Source organism: Roseinatronobacter monicus (assembly GCF_006716865.1).
Classification (GTDB): Bacteria; Pseudomonadota; Alphaproteobacteria; order Rhodobacterales; family Rhodobacteraceae; genus Roseinatronobacter; species Roseinatronobacter monicus.
This window is the reverse complement of sequence record NZ_VFPT01000001.1, coordinates 305,041-321,990: the sequence shown is the minus strand read 5'-3', so window position 1 is coordinate 321,990 and position 16,950 is coordinate 305,041. Positions and strand designations below refer to the sequence as shown.

The window sequence follows — 16,950 nt, the reverse complement described above, 5'->3', positions numbered from 1 at the left end:
TCTATGACTGAGGAGACGAAATGTCGATGATCAAGCTGGTTTCACCGGTGGACGGGTCTGTCTATGCCGCACGTGACGCAATGCCCCTTGCGACGGCGACGGGTCTGGTTTCGCGCGCGCGGGCTGCACAAGGCGCATGGGCCGCACGCCCGCTGGAGGAGCGCATTGCGACCGTAATGGCAGGCATTGATGCGCTGGAGGCGATGGCGGATGAAATTGTGCCGGAGCTGGCCTGGCAGATGGGCCGCCCGGTGCGCTATGGCGGCGAATTCGGCGGGGTGCGCGAACGTGCAGCCTATATGGCCGGGATTGCACCGCAAGCGCTGGCAGATGAGGTGGTCGAGGAGAGCGCGGGCTTCACACGGCTGTTGGCGCGCGAGGCCCAAGGGTTGGTGTTTGTGATTGCACCGTGGAATTACCCGTTTCTGACGGCTGTGAACACCGTGGTTCCGGCGCTGATCGCGGGCAATGCGGTGGTGCTGAAACATGCAACCCAGACGCTGCTGGCCGGCGAGCGGTTGGCGCAGGCCTTTCACAAGGCGGGCGTGCCGGAAGAGGTGTTCCAGAATATCGTGCTGGATCATGCCACCACCGAGGCTCTGATCGCCGCGCGGTCGTTTGATTTCGTGAATTTCACCGGCTCGGTGGGTGGCGGGCGCGCGATTGAGCGTGCGGCGGCGGGCACATTCACAGGCACAGGGCTGGAACTGGGCGGCAAAGACCCCGGCTATCTGCGTGCAGATGGGGATCTGGATGCGGCGGTCGAGGGGCTGATGGATGGCGCGATGTTCAATTCGGGCCAGTGCTGCTGCGGGATTGAACGGATTTATGTGCATGAAAATCTGTATGACGCATTTGTAGACAAAGCCGTGGCATGGGTGCGCCGCCAGCGCCTTGGCAATCCGCTGGAGGAGGCGACGACCATGGGGCCGATGGCGCATGCGCGCTTTGCCGCTATTGTGCGCGGCCAAATCGCGGATGCTGTGGCCGCAGGGGCAAAGGCACTGATTGATGTGGCGGAGTTTCCGGCGGATGATGGCGGGGCCTATCTGGCGCCGCAAGTGCTGGTCGATGTGACCCATGACATGCGCGTCATGCGCGAAGAAAGCTTTGGCCCGGTGGTCGGGATCATGCCGGTCAAGGATGATGCCGAGGCCATCCGCCTGATGAATGACAGCGATTTTGGGCTGACTGCCTCGATCTGGACAGCGGATGCGCAGGCCGCACGCCGCATCGGGGCGCAGGTGCAGACCGGCACGATCCTGATGAACCGCTGCGATTATCTGGACCCGGCGCTGTGCTGGACAGGCTGCAAGGATACCGGGCGCGGAACGGCCCTGTCTGCCCTTGGCTATCATGCGCTGACGCGCGTCAAATCCTACCATCTGAAGAAGGCGTGATTCATGGGACTGACTGCGAATTGGAGTTATCCGACCACGATCAAGTTCGGGGCGGGGCGGATTTCGGAACTGGCCGCACAGTGCAAGGCGGTGGGTATATCCGCGCCTTTGCTGGTGACAGACCGCGCGCTGGCCAGCCTTCCGATCACGGCGCAAGCGCTGGATGTGCTGGAAGGCGCGGGCCTGGGGCGGGCGATCTTTTCAGGCGTGGATGCCAACCCGACTGAGGCCAATATGCATGCGGGGCTGGAGATGTACCGCGCAGGCGGGCATGACGGGGTGGTGGCTTTTGGCGGCGGCTCGGCGCTGGATCTGGGCAAGATGATCGCGCTGATGGTGGACCAGCCGGTCAGCGTCTGGGATCTGGAGGATGTGGGCGATTGGTGGACCCGCGCCAACCCCGACACGATTGCGCCGATCATCGCGGTGCCAACCACGGCTGGCACCGGCTCGGAAGTGGGGCGCGCGGGTGTGCTGACGGACAGTGCCACGCACCGCAAGAAGATCATCTTTCACCCCAAGCTGATGCCTGTGGTCACGATTTGTGACCCTGAGCTGACCATCGGCATGCCTGCCTTCATCACGGCGGGCACGGGCATGGATGCGCTGGCCCATTGTCTGGAGGCCTATTGCAGCCCGCATTACCACCCGATGAGTCACGGCATTGCGCTGGAAGGGATGCGGCTGGTGCTGGAGAATTTGCCGCGCGTCTATGACACGCCCGATGATCTGGAGGCGCGCGCCAATATGATGTCGGCCGCTGCGATGGGGGCCGTCGCGTTCCAGAAAGGGCTGGGCGCGATTCACGCATTGAGCCATCCGATTGGTGCGGTTTATAACACCCATCACGGCACAACCAATGCCGTCGTCATGCCAATGGTGCTGGAGTTCAACCGACCCGCGATCGAAGACCGGATGGCACGTGCTGCGGCCTATCTGGGGATCGCAGGCGGGTTTGACGGGTTCTATGCGCAGGTGATGGCATTGCGCGCGCGGTTTGCGGTCCCGGCCAATCTGACGTCCCTCGGGGTCGAGAGCGGGCAGTTGGACAGCCTGACCGAGATGGCATTGCTGGACCCGTCCTGCGGGGGCAACCCGGTGGCGCTGACGCGCGAGAACACGCGGGCCTTGTTTGAAGCCTGTATGTGAGGGGTTTTTCTCACATCCTCTGATCCCGCAGCAGACAGGCCTGAAACCAGATCGGTTTCAGGCCTGTCGTTATTTGTGGGCCGAACAGACGCAAGCCTCAGGAGCTTGTGATATCCGGTGGCCTGCCGACCTTGACGCCCGAAATATTCTCGGCCAGCAGCGCCTTGAGCAAGGCAAACAGCATCGCAAAGACAAGGATGAAGATTGGCAGTCCGACGACTGTAATCACCTGTTGCAAGGCCACCAGACCTGCCTCACCGGCCAGCACGATCAGCATGGCGGCAACCGCCCCTTCCGACACGCCCCAGAACACCCTTTGGCGCACGGGGCCGGGTTCTGTGTCGCCCGTGCACAGCATATCCACGACCAAAGACGCGGAATCCGATGATGTGGCAAAGAAGATCGCGACAATCACCACCGCCAGACCCTGTATCAGCTGGGTCGCTGGGTAATTCTCGAAAAACGCGAACATCGCGAATTCGGGGCCACGGCCCACCGCTTCGGCAATCTGGCCCGCATTCGCGCCCAAGGCGTCGCGCGCGGCAGTTCCGATGCCGTCAATTTCCATCGCGGACCAGCCGAAGATTGCGAACCAGACCAGCGTGAACAGGGACGGTGCCAGCAGCACGCCAAGGACGAATTCACGAATGGTGCGCCCCTTGGAAATGCGGGCTACGAAAATGCCGATGAAGGGTGACCACGTCACAGTCCATGCCCAGTAGAAGACCGTCCAGCCGCCCTGCCAGCCCCAGCCATCATCATTGGTATAGCTGGCCATCATGTCATTCCAGAACGCCATCGGAAAGATATTCGAGGCATAGATGCCCACTGTCTCGATGATCCCGCGCAGCAGGAAGACCGTTGACCCGGTGATAAGTACGAACAGCATCAGGCCGGTTGCCATGCCAATATTGATATTGGACAAAAATTTGACGCCCTTATCCAGCCCCACCACGATGGATGTGGTCGCAACTGCCGTCAGCACGATGATGATGATGACCTTGCTGGTGACGCTGTCAGGCACGCCCATCAACTCTGTCAGGCCTGCATTGATCTGGCTGGTGCCAAGCCCGATGGACACGGCCACACCAAACAGCGTGCCCAGAATTGCGGCAATGTCGATGGCCTTGCCTATGGGGCCGTGGATGCCTTCTTTCAGGAACGGGTAGAACACCGAACTGACCCGGACAGGAAGGTCATAGCGATAGATGAAATAGGCGAAGGCCAGACCGGGCAATGTGAAGATTGTCCAAGTGTGCAGCCCAAGGTGATAGAGCGAAAACCCCATCGCCTCGCGCGCGGCCTCAACGGAATGGGGCTCTGTTTCTGCATAGGGTGGGGATGAGAAATGCAGGATCGGTTCCGCCACACCCCAGAACATCAGAACCGTCCCGATGCCACCTGCAAACAGCATGGTGAACCATGACAGATTCGAATATTCAGGCGCGCTGTCAGCAGGGCCAAGGCGGATATTGCCAAAGCGGCTGAACGCCACCCAGATCAGAAAGATCAGCCATATATTGACACCAAGGATGAAAAACCAACCAAGATTGGTCACAACCCATGACCGTGCCCCTGCAAAGAAATCACCGATAGCGACAGGCGCGATCACAAGAGCCAGCAAGAACACGACCATCAGCCCAGCGGACCAGAAAAAGATCGTGACATTTGTGCGCAGCCCCAATTGCTCTGCGAGTTTTTCCATGAGGGTTCCTTTCTGATCCGCGGCCCACAGTCATGGGGCAAGGTGTCAAATTGGTCCGTCGCGATCCATGCGTTTGTCAGCGACCCTGATGCGCAGACTGTATTTCACCCGCACCGTTGTCACAGCGTTACAAATCTGACTTTAGGATGCAAGATTAAAGGTTTTCCGCCATATTCTTCCGAAAAGTGTCATGGACAGTGCAGAAATGCAGCCCGGCGCTGCATGTGCAGAGTATTCTCTTGGGCTTTGGGTATCTGTGTAAGCGTCCCTGCAGGTAGGAATGCGCGTATTTTTTGTGCGCATCGTCCGCTGAGCGGCAGGTTACGAACTGCAACCAGTCATGAAGGATGCTGAATAAGGCTGATCTATTGTGCTTGGGGATATTTGGGCGCGCATAGATTTTCAAAGAAATGCGTAAGGTGTGGCGCGGCATGCACGCGCCCGCAATTGCGTTGTGGCGGCAACAATACCGCCACAACATGCGCCATGTCAAAATACGGATGGCTGCGCGTCACGCCGCGCGCTTGTTGACTGTCTGCTCCGCAATCTCGGACAAGGTCTTGTCACCCGAATAGGCCGCATCCAGCATACCGCGCAGGGTTGCTGCATCGTCGTCAAACCCAAGTTGCTTGGCAAATGCAGCGGCGCAGCCATAGCCCGCAATCGCGTAATGGGCCATCCGCTGATACTGCGTGATAATGACCGCATCGCGTGCCGCATCCATGCCAAATTCTGCGTTCAGGGCATGTGCTTTTGCTTCGCGCACCAGACCTTCCATGCCTTTGCAATGCTCGGCATTGGGGTTTGCGTCCTTGGCACGGATAAGCTTCTCTAGGTTTTGCTCACCATCTTTGATCCCCGCAACCCCGCGTTCAAGCGCTGCGTGCAATGCGGTGCTGGTTGCGGCCTTGGCCAGTTCATCCACTACCCTAAGCGCTTGTCTGTTGGCGCTATACAGGTCTTGGAGTTGGTCGATATAGACGTCTTTCAGATTATCCATCGTTCGGCTCTCCTTTCCGTCACGTCGCAATTTTGCTTACAGAACCAAAACGCAGGCCTGAGCGGTTTAGTTCCAGACACAAGCCCCACTGGCGGCCTGCGTCAGCGGGACAGCCCGACCAGTACCGCCAGCACAAGCGCCACCCCCATCAGGGCCGATCCAGCGACAGGCCAGTGCAGCAGCCACCTTTCCCCATGTTTGACACGCAACAAAAGCCGCAAGAGGATGCGGTGGCGATTGCGCCTGCCGCGCCATGCCAACAGGGAGTGGCCGGGGGCGCGCAGCGCCCAGCCTTTGGTCAGCAACAGCAAATCACCGGGGGGATGCTCGGCCACTTTCGCGCGGCGGATAAGGACAAGCAGCGCCAGCCCGACCAGCACGGGCCACACCCCGTCCAGAAGATTTGCAGGCCGGAGCGGGTAGTCGGGCGGCAAGGCAACCACTCCCGACCAAAGCACCCAAGGCACGGTCAACGCGCTTGCGGCAAGCACAACAACACCTGCGAACAGGCTTTGCCAAGCGGGTGCGGCGCTTGTTTTCGTCCCAACCCCTGCAAGACAGATCAGAAACCACCCCAAGACAAGGGTCGTGGTCACACTGCTCATGGTGACGGCCAGTGCGAATATATCGCCGATCCCCTCCTTGGCGGCCAGCTTGGCCAGCGCGCCGCCCGTCAGCGGCAGGCCTGCGACCGACAGGCCCAGCACTGCGGCCAGACCCAGCACAACGCGTCGCTGATATGTGCTGGCAGACAGCACCATGACCCCCACGCACAGAAATAACGCTGCCTTGGCCAACCCGTGATGCAGTGCGAAATAGGCGACCCCCTCGGACCCCGCACCCAGAAGGGCCAGCAACAGCCCCATCTGGCTGACTGTCGAATAGGCCAGCACCGCCTTTGGGTTGCGCTGTGTCAGCCCCCAGAGCGCGGCACCAAACGCCCCCACTAGGCCCAGCACCATCAGCACAGTGCCCCAGGCTGTGCCCTCTGGCACGAACAGCACCATGCCGATCAGACCGGCCTTGACGATTGCGCCCGACAGCACCGCCGACCCCGCGACCGGTGCTGCCGGATGCGCAAGCGGCAACCACACATGCAGCGGCACCATCCCCGCCTTTATGCCAAAGCCTGCGATCAGCAATGCCACGCCCAACTGGCCCAGCGGGGCCTCTGCAAAAGCGTCGCGGACAGTGGCGATCTGCAAGTCACTTGCCTCTGCCGCGCCGATCATCAAGCCGCTCAGCAGTGCCGCCTCGCCCAGCACGGCCAGTACGATATAGACGCGCCCTGCCCTGAGGGCCGCGTCGGTGCGGTCATGCACAACCAAGAACCACGCCGCCAGCGACACCGCCGCGAAGGCCAGATAAAATGTGATAACATCAGCGGCCAGAAACACGCCCAGATTGCCAGCCAGCGTCAGGCACCAGAACCCTGCGAAAATACCGGCTTCGGTTCCGCGCGTCATGCTCAGCGCCGCATACCAGCCTGCAATCGTCCAGACCAAGGCGGTCATGCCCAGAAACAGGGCGGCATCGGGCACGCCTGCCAGTTCAACCCCCAGCATCAGATCCGGCAACACCACAGCCCCCGGAGCCCCTGCCAGCGCAAAGACCAATGCTGGCAAAGGGGCCAACGGCAGCAAGCGCAACGCATTTTGCCGCCAGCGCGGCACAATGGGGGCCAAGCCCACCAGCAAAGGCCAGAGCAGCACCGCAAATGGCACGAGAGAGCCGGAATACAGCGCGGTCATGGTCCATACCCCCGTGTAACGATCAGCGTGGCCCAGCCCAGCGGACTGATCGGGCTGGCGGCCAGCACCCCTACCCCCACAATCGCCGCTGCCGTAATGACAGCAGGCCCCACCAACCCCGGCGCGCGCTCATCCCCTGTCGCATTGGACGCGGCAGGCAGAAACCACAGCCGATACAGAAGCGGCAGGAAATAGGCCGCATTCAGCAAGGTTGACGCCAGCAGCACCACCAGAACCCACGGCGCGGCTGCCTCTAGCGCGCCCAATCCAAGATAGAACTTGCTGACAAACCCCGCCAGTGGCGGCAAGCCTATCATACCCATCGCCCCAATGCTGAAACAGACCGAGGTCAGCGGCATCCGCGCGCCCATACCGTTCAGCCCGTCAATGCGTTTGATACCCGCGCGTTCGTCATAAATTCCAGCGCAGAAAAACAGCGTGATCTTCATCAGGCCCTGATGGATCAGATGCACCAAGCCGCCAATCATTGCTAAGGGGCTGGCAAGGGCCGCCCCCAACACAACATAGCTGACCTGCGAGACGGTCGAGAATGCCAGCCGCTTCTTGATCTCATCTTGCTGCAAGGCGCGGACAGACCCCCAGACAATGGTAAAGGACGCGACAATCGCCAAAGGGGTGCCCACCCCCAGCGCGGTCATGTTCTCAGCCCCGAACACATCATAGACCACGCGCACCACTCCAAATGCCCCCGCTTTCACCACCGCCACCGCATGGAGCAGCGCCGAGACAGGCGCGGGCGCGGCCATCGCGGCGGGCAGCCAGCCATGCAGCGGCACCAGCGCCGCTTTCACCCCCACCCCAATAATAAACAGCGCGAAAATGGCGCGCAGGGCGGCAGGGTCCAGCCCGCTCAGGTCCGGCGGCTCTGTAAACAGGACAGGGCCGGTCGCACTTTCCAGCCAGATAATCGCCCAAAGCAGCGCCGCAGACCCCGGCAGCGCAAAGGCAAAATAAACCCGCGCCGCCGCGAGCGACGGCTTGTCCTGCTTATGCGCGACCAGTGGCCATGTACTCAGCGTCAGCAACTCGAAGAAAATGAAAAATGAAATCAACGAGCCCGACAGCGCAAGCCCCGTCGTGGCCGCCACGCACAGGCTGAAAAACCCGAAAAAGCGCGACAACTCTGCCTTGGTGCCGAAATAGGCAATCGCGTAGATGGTTGTCAGGAACCACAGTGTGGCCGAGAGCGAGATGAACAGCAGTGCCAAAGCATCGACACGCAACAGCACCACCAGACCGGGGGCAAGCGGAAACTCTGCCTCATAAGCCGCCCCGCCCGCCACAGCGAACAGCATCCAGACAATCAGGCCCAGCTTCAGCACCGCCCCGCCCAGTTGCAAAGTGTTGCGCAGGGTATGGCTGTCTTGTGCCAGAAAAAACGTGATCGCTGCGGGCACAAGCGAGGTCATCAGAACCAGCACAGGCAGGGCCGTGGTCATAACCCCTCCGCCGCTTGGTCGGGGCGTCCGATTTGCAGAAAATCAAACGGGACAGCCGACAGCAGGCCCAGTGCAATCGACAGCGCGGCCAGCACCAAAGGCACCGCTTGCCAGAGGCGTGAAATCGGGCGCGGCGTGCGTGCAACCTCGCGCGCGAACAGTGCGGCCAAGGGGCGGTAGAGATATGCCGCCGCCAGCAAACCGCCGCCAACCAGCACAAACGCCCAAGCCCATTGGCCCGATGCAAAGGCCGCAGTCATCAGCAGATATTTCGCCGTGAACCCGCCCGAAGGGGGCAGGCCCATCAGCGTGACCGCCGCAAGTGCAAAGGCAAAGCCTGTCATCGGCAAGGCCCGCGCCTGCCCGCGCAGATCGCCCAACCGGTCACTGCCCACCGCCGCCAGATAGATGCCAGCGGCCAGAAACATGGCCGCTTTGGCAAGCCCGTGGCTGAGCATCTGGAATATCCCGCCGGTCCATGCCCCCGCCGCCCAAGGCTGTGCGGCCCCGTCGCCCCCGGCCAGCGGCAAGACCAGAAACACATAGCCAAGCTGCGCGACTGTCGAATAGGCGACAATCAATTTCAGCCGCTTTTGCACCAGCGCCAGCACCCCGCCCCAGATCACCGCTATCGCCCCAAGGCTCGCCAGCACCAGCAGGGCACTGGGGGCGGCAAGATCGGGCATCGCCTCGAACCACAGCCGCAGCACGATCAGCAACGAGGCCTTGGGCACCAGCGCCGACAGCAGCGCCGAGGCAGGCGCGGGAGCGGCAGAATGCGCAGGCGGCAGCCAGACGTGAAACGGAAACAACGCCGTCTTGGCCAGCAATCCAGCCGTCATCAGCCCCAGTGCCAGCGCATCCCCTGGTGCAGGCGCGCGCGTCGCCAGAAGCGTGATATCCAACGTGCCATGCGCGGCATAGGTCAGGACCACCCCCGCCAGATACAGCAGCGACCCGGCCAGCGCGAATAACAAGTAGCGCAAGGCAGCGGCGATGGCCTGCGCCTTGCCCGAGATCGCCACCAGCGCCACGGCCGTCAGCGTAATCAACTCCAGCCCGACATACAGGTTGAACAGGTCGCGCGACACGAACACGGCGTTCAGCGCGCCCCATAACAGCAGCATCAGCGGCCAGAACCCGAAACTTGCGCGCGCGCCCGCAACGCTTGGCGCCAGCTCGACCCGCGCGGCCAATGCAACACCCACCATGACCAGCGCGGTCATCACGCCCAGCGCCGCACCCAGACCATCTGCCTGCAACGCAATGCCAATGGGGGGGGGCCATCCGCCCAGTAGCAGCGCAACCGGGCCATTGTGCCAGACTTCGACCGCCAGCCAAAGCGACGCGATCAGCGTCAGCGCCACGCCCAGCAGTGCCGCAGGCACCCGCGCGCGAAGCGGCAGCGCAATGCTTGCCAATGCGGCCAGAAGCGGCAGGGTCAGGCCTGCAATCAGCGCGATCACGCGCCGCCCTCATCGTCGGGCAGATAGGCTTTGCCAGTGCTGCGCGCAAGCGCCACCACCAGCCCCACAGCCAGCGCACTGGTAGACAAGGCGACGACAATGCCGGTGATAATCAACGCCTGCGGGATCGGGTCCACGTCTGTGCTGCGCGCCGCCGCCGCGCCAAAGAACAAAAACAGGCCAGAGCCGATCAGGTTGAACGCAATCACGCGGCGCAGCATATGCGCGCGCGCCAAAAGGCCGTACACCCCAAGCCCCACCAATGCGGCCCCTGTCAGGGCAAAGACGCTCAGGCTCATGCCACGTGCCCCCCGTCATCCGGCGGGCCAATTACCAGCAAAACCAGTGTGACGGCAATCGACACAGTTAGCGCCGCCTCGATTGTCACGATGGCGGGTTTTGCCAGATCGGGCGGCAGACCAAGAAACCCCTGCGCGAACAGCGCGCCCGCCAGCCCAGAGAGCAAGAACACCCCCGGCCCCAGGACCAATGCCGCGCGCCATGCCGGTTGCGCCACCCGCGGGGCGCGCAAGATACCCGCCATCATCGTGACAAGGCACACCGCCGCCAGCACAGTGCCGCCCTGAAACGCCCCGCCAGTGGTATCGGCACCCGCCCAGACCAGATAGACCCCGAAGATCAGGCCAATGGGCGGTAAAACGCGCCCGAAACTGGCTAGCACGCCCCCCGGACGCGCGTGATAGGGCAGGCCCAGCGGGGCCTCCCACGCATCATCGCGCGCCAGCATCCACACCCCGATCAGCGCGGCCAGCAGGATAATGCTTTCCAACAGCGTGTCCCATGCGCGGAAATTCAGCAGCACCGCCGTCACAGGATTGCCGACACCCGATTGCGGCAGCACCTCCGACAGATCGGGCGCGGTGGGCGCAGGCAAGGCGAACCATGCCCAGACAAGCCCGGCGGCAATGCCGGTAGCGACGACCGCGGCGGGCAGGTTCACAGCTATAGGCGGCTCTGCCCCTGCATTCAGGCGGCGCAGGCGGCCATAAGCGGCCAGAAGCAGCACCCCTGTCAGCCCTGCGCTGATCGCCGCCTCGGCCAAGGCCACGTCATAGGCCCCCAACCGCGCCCATGCGATGGCCAGCAGCAACCCGTAGGTGATAAAGAAAATCACCGCCCGAAAGACACCTTGGCCGGTCACACTCGCCCATCCCACTCCAAGGATCAGCGCGCACAGCGTGATGTCCAGCGCCACGCTCATGGGTCACGCGATGCGGTCAGGGCCGCGCGCGCGACAAGCTGCGCCACAGTCCCCGCCGCCAAAAGCGCCAGCACCCAGATCAGCGCCAGCATGGCCAGTTGCGCCCAAGTCTCGGTCTGGAAGGCGATCCCAAGGGCGATGAAGCCAAGGCCCAGATTATCGCCTTTGGTCAGCGCATGCAGGCGGCTGAAACTGTCGGGAAACCGGATCAGACCGACCGTGCCTGCGACAAAGAACACAAGCCCCAATCCCGTCAGCAGATAGGTTGCCAGATCAGCCATCCTGTGCCCTGTCATCGGGCGTATCGCGCCACCCATCGGGGGGGCGCGCTTCTTCCGGGTCGCCCGCGCCATCGGGGCTTTCCGCCTTGACGAACCCCACCGCTGCCAGCGCGGCCAAGAGCGACAGCGCCAAGGCCACGACCAGCACTGTCCAATCCTGTATCGCCGCCAGCACGATCAGCACAGCAACCCCGCTTGTGCCGATAAGTTGCGCCGCCATCATCCGGTCGGAATGCGACGGCCCAAGCCAGACCCGCCACAGCGCACCACCAAGGCTGGCCAGCAGCACAATGGCCACGATATGCAGCCAGACGGTCATGCCCGCCTTCCTTGCGTTTGCCCGATAATCGCGGCAATCTCGCTTTGCTCGCGCGGGATGGCGTCGTCAAAGCCCGCATCCGTATCCAGCAGATGCACCAACAAGTTGCCATCCTGACTGCCCGCCGACAGCGTTCCGGGCATCAGCGACAATTCTCCGCCCAAGGCTGCGCGCGCACCATCCGGCAGGTCGCTTTGCACCTCCAGCCAGCCGGGTGTCAGCGGCATACTGGGGGAAAAGGCGCGTCTGGCCACATCGACACCACCAATGACGGACCCCGCAACGAAACGCGGCAGATGGCGTGCCAGACGCCACAGAACCAGCGGGTTGGTTGCAGGCAGCAGATACAGGCTGAGCCATACCGCCACGCCGGTGACCACGACGCCAAGGGCGATTGCCTCAAGCGCCACCCCTGTCAAAACCAGCCAGACACCCCCCAGAAGGAGTGTACGGTGCAAAATAGCTGTCAGCAAAAATCGGGTCATACGTCTATGTTAGGGGGCGCTCTGCGTCGGCGCAACCACATGGGTTTGCATTTGCCCGCCAATCGGATGGCCGAGATGCAGCGTCATGGGGCCAGCCATTGCCCCGCCCAGTTGTTCGCGCGCGTGAACCTTGCGCGCCTGTGATCGGCGCCCAAATGCACGATATCCATTGCAAGAATGCGCAGACGCAGCACACAAAACGCAGCGGGATCGGTTTTTTTTGCATAGGACAGCCCGTCTGCAATCGGCTTTCCCGGCGCAGGGGTGCTGCCGTAGGCCAGCCGCGCAGGCGCGGGCACACGCGTCCAGATGTCAGCGACATCATCGCCGGACAGGATGGTCACGTCCCCTTCCAGCCGCATCTGCAAATGCGCGGCACTGTCCCAGACATGCAGCGCCGCGAAGGGGGTTGCGCGCAACTCTGTCACCTTGGCCGAATGGAGGTCAGTGTGAAAGTCCAGACTGCCTGCCCGCCGGTCAGCGGCACGCAACACAACCGTGCGGGCTTGGGGCAGGCCGTTGGGTGTGACCGTGGCAAGGGTGGGGTGGCGCGTGGGCGCGCGGCGGTCGCGGACCCCGCGCGTAAAACGCGTCCAGACCTGTGCATGCAGATCGGCCAGATCAACGGCCCAAGGGTGCGGGTCCGCACTCATTTATACACCTCGCGCCGTGTGCCGAAGTCACGCACCCGCTTGCGCCATGCGCGATAGCTGCCGGGTTTCAGGGTCTTGCGCATCAGGGTTTTCACCTCATCCGGCCCTAACCCATGCTGCGCGCGGATTTGCGCGAAGCTGACATGATCGCTGAGCGCCATCTCGATGATTTCGCTGATCGTTTCAGGGGTCTGCTCGGGTCTGGTCATGCGCTGCATCCTGTGCGTTCAGGCCGACAAACTGTCGCGCGGGCACCGAAAGTCAACGCTTGGTGCCCGCGCGTCAGGCGTGGGCTTGCAGATCCAGCTTTGCCGGGATCAAGCCGCGCAGGGCGTTGCCCATGAACACTTGTCTGGCAGCGTGCAGATCGCGCAGGCTCAGGCGGGCCTCGGCCCAACCATCGGCCAGCAAATGCGCGCGCAAGACCCCCGGCAAGACGCCACACGCGCGCGCTGGGGTCAGCTTGCGTCCATCGGGCATGACAAGGAACAGATTGGTAATCGTCCCCTCGGCCAATTCATCGCGGTCATTTAGAAACAACCATTCATCCACCCCCTCGGGCAGGGCGGCGCGCATCCGGTCATAGAGCGCGCGCTGGGTCGATTTGACCGCCAGCCACGGATCATCTGCATGGACACGGTCGCCAGCCACGCGCACGCGCCAGAACTGGGGCGACGGGGGCAAGGGTGCGGTCGTCACCTCCAGCGCGCCGGCGGCGTCCAGTGTCAGGCGGCACCGCAAGGGCGTCGGGCTGTGCTGCTGCATCCGCGCGCGCGCCCGTGTGCCGTCGAATGGAAAGCCCAGAATGCTGGCGCTGCGGGCCATGCGCGCCAGATGCAGGTCAGCATGGCGCAGCCCCGGATACCAGCCAAATGTTTCGATCAGGCGGGTTCCGTGTGGAACGCGGTTGCGTAACGTGCTTTCCACAATGCTTCCTCATATTCGGCGGCGGCGGTTGAATCCCAGACGATACCGCCGCCGACATTCAACACTGCACGGTCATCCTGCACCATCAAAGTGCGGATCGCCACGTTGAAATCTGCGCGCCCGTCCGGCGCGAACCAGCCAATCGCCCCGCAATAAGCGTCGCGCGGCCAAGGCTCCAACGCGCGAATAATCTCCATCGCGCGCAGCTTTGGCGCGCCGGTGATAGAGCCGCAGGGAAACAGCGCCTGAAACACATCGCCCACCTTGTGCCCCGCGTTCAACTGGCCGGTCACAAGCGAGGTCATCTGATGCACTGTGGCATAAGTCTCGATGGCGAATAACTCGGGCACTTTGACGCTGCCGATGCGGCATAAACGGCTGATGTCATTGCGCAGCAAATCCACGATCATCAGATTTTCGGCCTGTATTTTCGGATCACCCTCAAGCTGCGCGCGCAGCGCGGCATCTTCCTGTTCTGTTGCCCCGCGCGGCATGGTTCCCTTCATTGGGCGGGTGGTGATCTGCCCATCGCTTGTGACGCGAAAGAACAACTCGGGCGAGCGTGACAGAAGATCAGGCAAATCCTGCTGCAAGACAAGCGCGCCATGCCCGACTTTTTGCTGCGCTGTAAGTGCCGCATAGAGCGCTGTAGACGTGCCCGACACCTGTGCATCCATCGGAAAGGTCAGATTGGCCTGATAGATGTCACCAGACCCGATCCACGCATGCAGCCGCGCAAACACCTGCGCATAGGTCGCCGCATCCCAGCGCGGAACAAGCCCGTGCAGCGCTGCATGACCTGCCGCAAGCGGGGCGGCTGGGGCGGGCGCGTCATAGACCCCGAAACAGATCAGCGGCAGCGCGCGCCCCTCTGGCAAGGTGGCGTGCAGGCGCGGCTCTAACGCATAGCCTAGCTCGTAGCTTGCATAGCCTGCCAGCCAGTGACCATTGTCCAGCGCCTGTTGCATCTGCGCAAAGGCAGGCCCGACATCGGCAAGGGACCGGGCCACTATCTGATCACGCGCATCGTCAAACCAGACGGCAGCGTCATCAGGGCCTTTGTCAAACCGTATCTGCACGCGTGACCCCATCCTTGTTGCATGTGCACCACCCAGATAGGGCAAGTGTAGCACATGCAACAAGAGGTTCATTGTGTCGCAGGCAGCCTTGCACGCAGGGGCTGGCATGCGCCCTGATTTGTCCCAGACGTGAACAGCCAAATACTTGTCCCTTGCCGGGCAAGTGTTTATGCCTTTCGTGATGACGAAAATGACATTCAGAGGTAACCTATTCTGACCTGCACCACCTGCATCACAATTTTGCACCCCCCTGTCGTGCATGATCTGCAATCGGACCTTGTGCGCAGATGAGCCTTGCGTCGCAGACATCGCACCACGCCCGTATCTGGCTTCCAAAGCCAAGCCTTCCGGCATTGGCCTTGGGCACATTGTTTTTCATGGCCTCGCTGACCCCCAGCCTTGTGCCGCGTGAAACCCTTGTGCAGGCGGTTCTGAGCGGGGTTAGTCTGGCGGCGGGCTATGCGATTGGGCTGGTCCTGTCATCGCTGTGGAGCAGGCTGGAATTTCCCCATCTGCCGCCGCGCACGAAGCTGTATGTGCGCGCGGGCCTGCTGCTGGTGTGCTTTATCGCCTCGGCGGTGGCACTGTGGCAGGCGTCGGAATGGCAAAACGGGCTGCGCGCACTGATGGATATGCCGCCTGTGGACACTGTGCGCCCCATCACGATTGCGGGCGGGGCGGCGGCGGTGTTCTTGCTGATGATCTGGTTTGCACGGCTGTCCTTGCTGGCGGTGCGCAAGTTGTCCGGCGCATTGGCCCGCATTCTGCCCGGCCCGCAGGCCATTCTTGTGGCGATTACGGTCACGGCGCTGCTGTTTTGGAATATCGGCAATGGTGTGCTGGTGCGCGGTGCGTTCACCGCTGTGGACCGTGTTTATGCGGGATTGGACGGCGTGTTCGAGGAAACCAGCCCCCGCCCCAGTGATCCGCGCAAGACAGGCGCGCCGGGATCTTTGATTGATTGGGCCGATCTGGGCAGAACAGGGCGCGCCATGATCGCAGCCAGCCCGGATCAGGCGCAAATCGAAGCGGCGACCGGTGCCCCGGCCCAAGAACCGCTGCGCGTCTATGTCGGTCTGAATGCCGCCCTCGACCCGCAGGCCCGCGCAGAACTGGCGCTGGCCGAACTCAAACGTATTGACGCCTTTTCACGCGGCACGCTGGTGATTGCCACGCCAACAGGCACCGGAACGGTCAACGCATCCGGCCAGCAGGCGCTGGAATACATCCTGCATGGCGATGTGGCGACTGTGTCGGTGCAATATTCCTATGTGGCAAGCTGGCTGGCGCTGCTGTCTGATCCTGAATACGGGGTGGAAACCGCGCGCGAGGTGTTCGCCGCAGTCTATGGCCACTGGCGCACATTGCCGCCTGAAACGCGGCCTGCGCTGTATCTGAATGGGCTAAGCCTTGGGGCGTTAAATTCCGAGCTAAGCCATAATCTGCATGATGTGGTGGGCGATCCCTTCGATGGGGCATTGTGGGTCGGTCCACCCTTCAACAGTCCGACATGGACCGAAGTGACGCGCAATCGCAACTCCGGCACGCCTGCGTGGCTGCCCGCTTACGGCGATGGTAGTGCAGTGCGCTTCATGAACCAGACCGGCCTGATCTCGAATTCTACGGAACCTTGGGGCAGGTTTCGCATCCTCTATATGCAGCATGCCAGCGACGCTGTGACCTTCTTCGACCCGCGTTCGGCATGGCGCCGCCCCGACTGGATGGACGCGCCGCGCGGGCCTGATGTCTCGCCCGATTTTCCGTGGTTGCCAGTGGTGACGTTTCTGCAACTCGGGGTGGATATGATGACCGCCGTGAAGCCACCACGCGGCTATGGCCACAGATACAGCTTTGGCAGCTATGCGCGCGCATGGGCAATGCTGCTGGACCGGCAGGACTGGTCCGAAGAGGCGCTTGATGCGCTGATCGCGCATGTCGCTCCGGCAGAACAGCGGTAGACTTGGGGCTTGCTGACCGCTTTGGCAGAGGTCACAGCGGCGCGACATGCCGCGACTCAAAATGCCGTCATATGCGCGCGGAAAACCCGGAATTT

The 16,950-nt window shown here is 62.4% G+C and carries 17 protein-coding genes; 3 read left to right on the top strand and 14 right to left on the bottom strand.

The genetic code is table 11. From position 1 onward, the window contains the following. Positions 1–20 precede the first annotated feature (20 nt). Positions 21–1,400 (top strand): aldehyde dehydrogenase family protein, encoded by a 1,380-nt coding sequence (locus BD293_RS01330; protein WP_142079475.1) that lies wholly within the window; start codon positions 21–23, stop codon positions 1,398–1,400. A gap of 3 nt (positions 1,401–1,403) precedes the next feature. Further along, positions 1,404–2,549: an iron-containing alcohol dehydrogenase gene (locus BD293_RS01325; RefSeq protein ID WP_142079474.1), complete on the top strand. Its 1,146-nt coding sequence runs from the start codon at positions 1,404–1,406 to the stop codon at positions 2,547–2,549. Positions 2,550–2,646: 97 nt separating this feature from the next. Here BD293_RS01325 and BD293_RS01320 read toward each other — a convergent pair whose 3' ends face one another. The 14 genes from BD293_RS01320 to BD293_RS01255 form a co-directional block, all read right to left on the bottom strand. Beyond that, positions 2,647–4,254 (bottom strand): BCCT family transporter, encoded by a 1,608-nt coding sequence (locus tag BD293_RS01320; protein WP_142079472.1) that lies wholly within the window; start codon positions 4,252–4,254, stop codon positions 2,647–2,649. Between the two features lie 511 nt (positions 4,255–4,765). Beyond that, positions 4,766–5,254: a DUF892 family protein gene (locus tag BD293_RS01315; RefSeq protein WP_142079470.1), complete on the bottom strand. Its 489-nt coding sequence runs from the start codon at positions 5,252–5,254 to the stop codon at positions 4,766–4,768. A 101-nt stretch (positions 5,255–5,355) separates the two neighbouring features. Next, entirely contained in the window at positions 5,356–7,005 is a 1,650-nt protein-coding gene (locus tag BD293_RS01310; RefSeq protein ID WP_142079469.1) for a complex I subunit 5 family protein, read from the bottom strand. Further along, positions 7,002–8,465 (bottom strand): complex I subunit 5 family protein, encoded by a 1,464-nt coding sequence (locus BD293_RS01305; RefSeq protein WP_142079468.1) that lies wholly within the window; start codon positions 8,463–8,465, stop codon positions 7,002–7,004. Before BD293_RS01305 ends, BD293_RS01310 begins: the two co-directional genes overlap by 4 nt. Then, positions 8,462–9,931 (bottom strand): complex I subunit 5 family protein, encoded by a 1,470-nt coding sequence (locus BD293_RS01300; RefSeq protein ID WP_211840972.1) that lies wholly within the window; start codon positions 9,929–9,931, stop codon positions 8,462–8,464. The genes BD293_RS01305 and BD293_RS01300 overlap by 4 nt, the downstream gene beginning before the upstream one ends. Then, positions 9,928–10,230 (bottom strand): NADH-quinone oxidoreductase subunit K, encoded by a 303-nt coding sequence (locus tag BD293_RS01295; protein ID WP_142079466.1) that lies wholly within the window; start codon positions 10,228–10,230, stop codon positions 9,928–9,930. Before BD293_RS01295 ends, BD293_RS01300 begins: the two co-directional genes overlap by 4 nt. Then, positions 10,227–11,153 (bottom strand): hydrogenase subunit MbhD domain-containing protein, encoded by a 927-nt coding sequence (locus tag BD293_RS01290; RefSeq protein WP_142079464.1) that lies wholly within the window; start codon positions 11,151–11,153, stop codon positions 10,227–10,229. Before BD293_RS01290 ends, BD293_RS01295 begins: the two co-directional genes overlap by 4 nt. Next, on the bottom strand, positions 11,150–11,434 hold the full coding sequence (locus BD293_RS01285) for a cation:proton antiporter (protein WP_142079463.1): 285 nt from the start codon (positions 11,432–11,434) through the stop codon (positions 11,150–11,152). The genes BD293_RS01290 and BD293_RS01285 overlap by 4 nt, the downstream gene beginning before the upstream one ends. Then, on the bottom strand, positions 11,427–11,753 hold the full coding sequence (locus BD293_RS01280; protein WP_142079461.1) for an MrpF/PhaF family protein: 327 nt from the start codon (positions 11,751–11,753) through the stop codon (positions 11,427–11,429). The genes BD293_RS01285 and BD293_RS01280 overlap by 8 nt, the downstream gene beginning before the upstream one ends. Further along, positions 11,750–12,238, bottom strand: coding sequence for a Na+/H+ antiporter subunit E (locus tag BD293_RS01275; RefSeq protein WP_142079460.1), 489 nt, complete (start codon positions 12,236–12,238; stop codon positions 11,750–11,752). The genes BD293_RS01280 and BD293_RS01275 overlap by 4 nt, the downstream gene beginning before the upstream one ends. 83 nt (positions 12,239–12,321) lie before the next feature. After that, the gene (locus BD293_RS01270; RefSeq protein WP_142079459.1) at positions 12,322–12,891 is read right to left on the bottom strand and encodes a pyridoxamine 5'-phosphate oxidase family protein; all 570 of its coding nucleotides are present in this window, start codon (positions 12,889–12,891) and stop codon (positions 12,322–12,324) included. Continuing rightward, a complete protein-coding gene (locus BD293_RS01265; RefSeq protein ID WP_142079458.1) occupies positions 12,888–13,100 on the bottom strand; it encodes a DUF2805 domain-containing protein in 213 nt (70 codons plus the stop codon). Before BD293_RS01265 ends, BD293_RS01270 begins: the two co-directional genes overlap by 4 nt. Positions 13,101–13,173: 73 nt before the next feature. Beyond that, entirely contained in the window at positions 13,174–13,818 is a 645-nt protein-coding gene (locus tag BD293_RS01260) for an aminotransferase class IV family protein (RefSeq protein ID WP_246086173.1), read from the bottom strand. Next, on the bottom strand, positions 13,773–14,897 hold the full coding sequence (locus tag BD293_RS01255) for an aminodeoxychorismate synthase component I (RefSeq protein WP_425467940.1): 1,125 nt from the start codon (positions 14,895–14,897) through the stop codon (positions 13,773–13,775). Before BD293_RS01255 ends, BD293_RS01260 begins: the two co-directional genes overlap by 46 nt. Before the next feature lie 287 nt (positions 14,898–15,184). Here BD293_RS01255 and BD293_RS01250 point away from each other — a divergent pair, with 287 nt between their 5' ends. After that, positions 15,185–16,855 carry an alpha/beta hydrolase gene (locus BD293_RS01250; RefSeq protein WP_211840971.1) on the top strand — a complete coding sequence of 557 codons (1,671 nt, stop codon included), beginning with the start codon at positions 15,185–15,187 and terminating at the stop codon, positions 16,853–16,855. The last annotated feature ends 95 nt before the right edge of the window (positions 16,856–16,950 follow it).

Excerpts from the sequence above, each read along its gene's own strand:
- BD293_RS01320 (WP_142079472.1), bottom strand. The coding sequence starts at position 4,254 with ATGGAAAAACTCGCAGAGCAATTGGGGCTGCGCACAAATGTCACGATC.
- BD293_RS01295 (WP_142079466.1), bottom strand. The coding sequence starts at position 10,230 with ATGAGCCTGAGCGTCTTTGCCCTGACAGGGGCCGCATTGGTGGGGCTT.
- BD293_RS01270 (WP_142079459.1), bottom strand. The coding sequence starts at position 12,891 with ATGAGTGCGGACCCGCACCCTTGGGCCGTTGATCTGGCCGATCTGCAT.
- BD293_RS01305 (WP_142079468.1), bottom strand. The coding sequence starts at position 8,465 with ATGACCACGGCCCTGCCTGTGCTGGTTCTGATGACCTCGCTTGTGCCC.
- BD293_RS01290 (WP_142079464.1), bottom strand. The coding sequence starts at position 11,153 with ATGAGCGTGGCGCTGGACATCACGCTGTGCGCGCTGATCCTTGGAGTG.
- BD293_RS01275 (WP_142079460.1), bottom strand. The coding sequence starts at position 12,238 with ATGACCCGATTTTTGCTGACAGCTATTTTGCACCGTACACTCCTTCTG.
- BD293_RS01280 (WP_142079461.1), bottom strand. The coding sequence starts at position 11,753 with ATGACCGTCTGGCTGCATATCGTGGCCATTGTGCTGCTGGCCAGCCTT.
- BD293_RS01285 (WP_142079463.1), bottom strand. The coding sequence starts at position 11,434 with ATGGCTGATCTGGCAACCTATCTGCTGACGGGATTGGGGCTTGTGTTC.
- BD293_RS01265 (WP_142079458.1), bottom strand. The coding sequence starts at position 13,100 with ATGACCAGACCCGAGCAGACCCCTGAAACGATCAGCGAAATCATCGAG.
- BD293_RS01330 (WP_142079475.1), top strand. The coding sequence starts at position 21 with ATGTCGATGATCAAGCTGGTTTCACCGGTGGACGGGTCTGTCTATGCC.
- BD293_RS01250 (WP_211840971.1), top strand. The coding sequence starts at position 15,185 with ATGAGCCTTGCGTCGCAGACATCGCACCACGCCCGTATCTGGCTTCCA.
- BD293_RS01315 (WP_142079470.1), bottom strand. The coding sequence starts at position 5,254 with ATGGATAATCTGAAAGACGTCTATATCGACCAACTCCAAGACCTGTAT.
- BD293_RS01325 (WP_142079474.1), top strand. The coding sequence starts at position 1,404 with ATGGGACTGACTGCGAATTGGAGTTATCCGACCACGATCAAGTTCGGG.
- BD293_RS01310 (WP_142079469.1), bottom strand. The coding sequence starts at position 7,005 with ATGACCGCGCTGTATTCCGGCTCTCTCGTGCCATTTGCGGTGCTGCTC.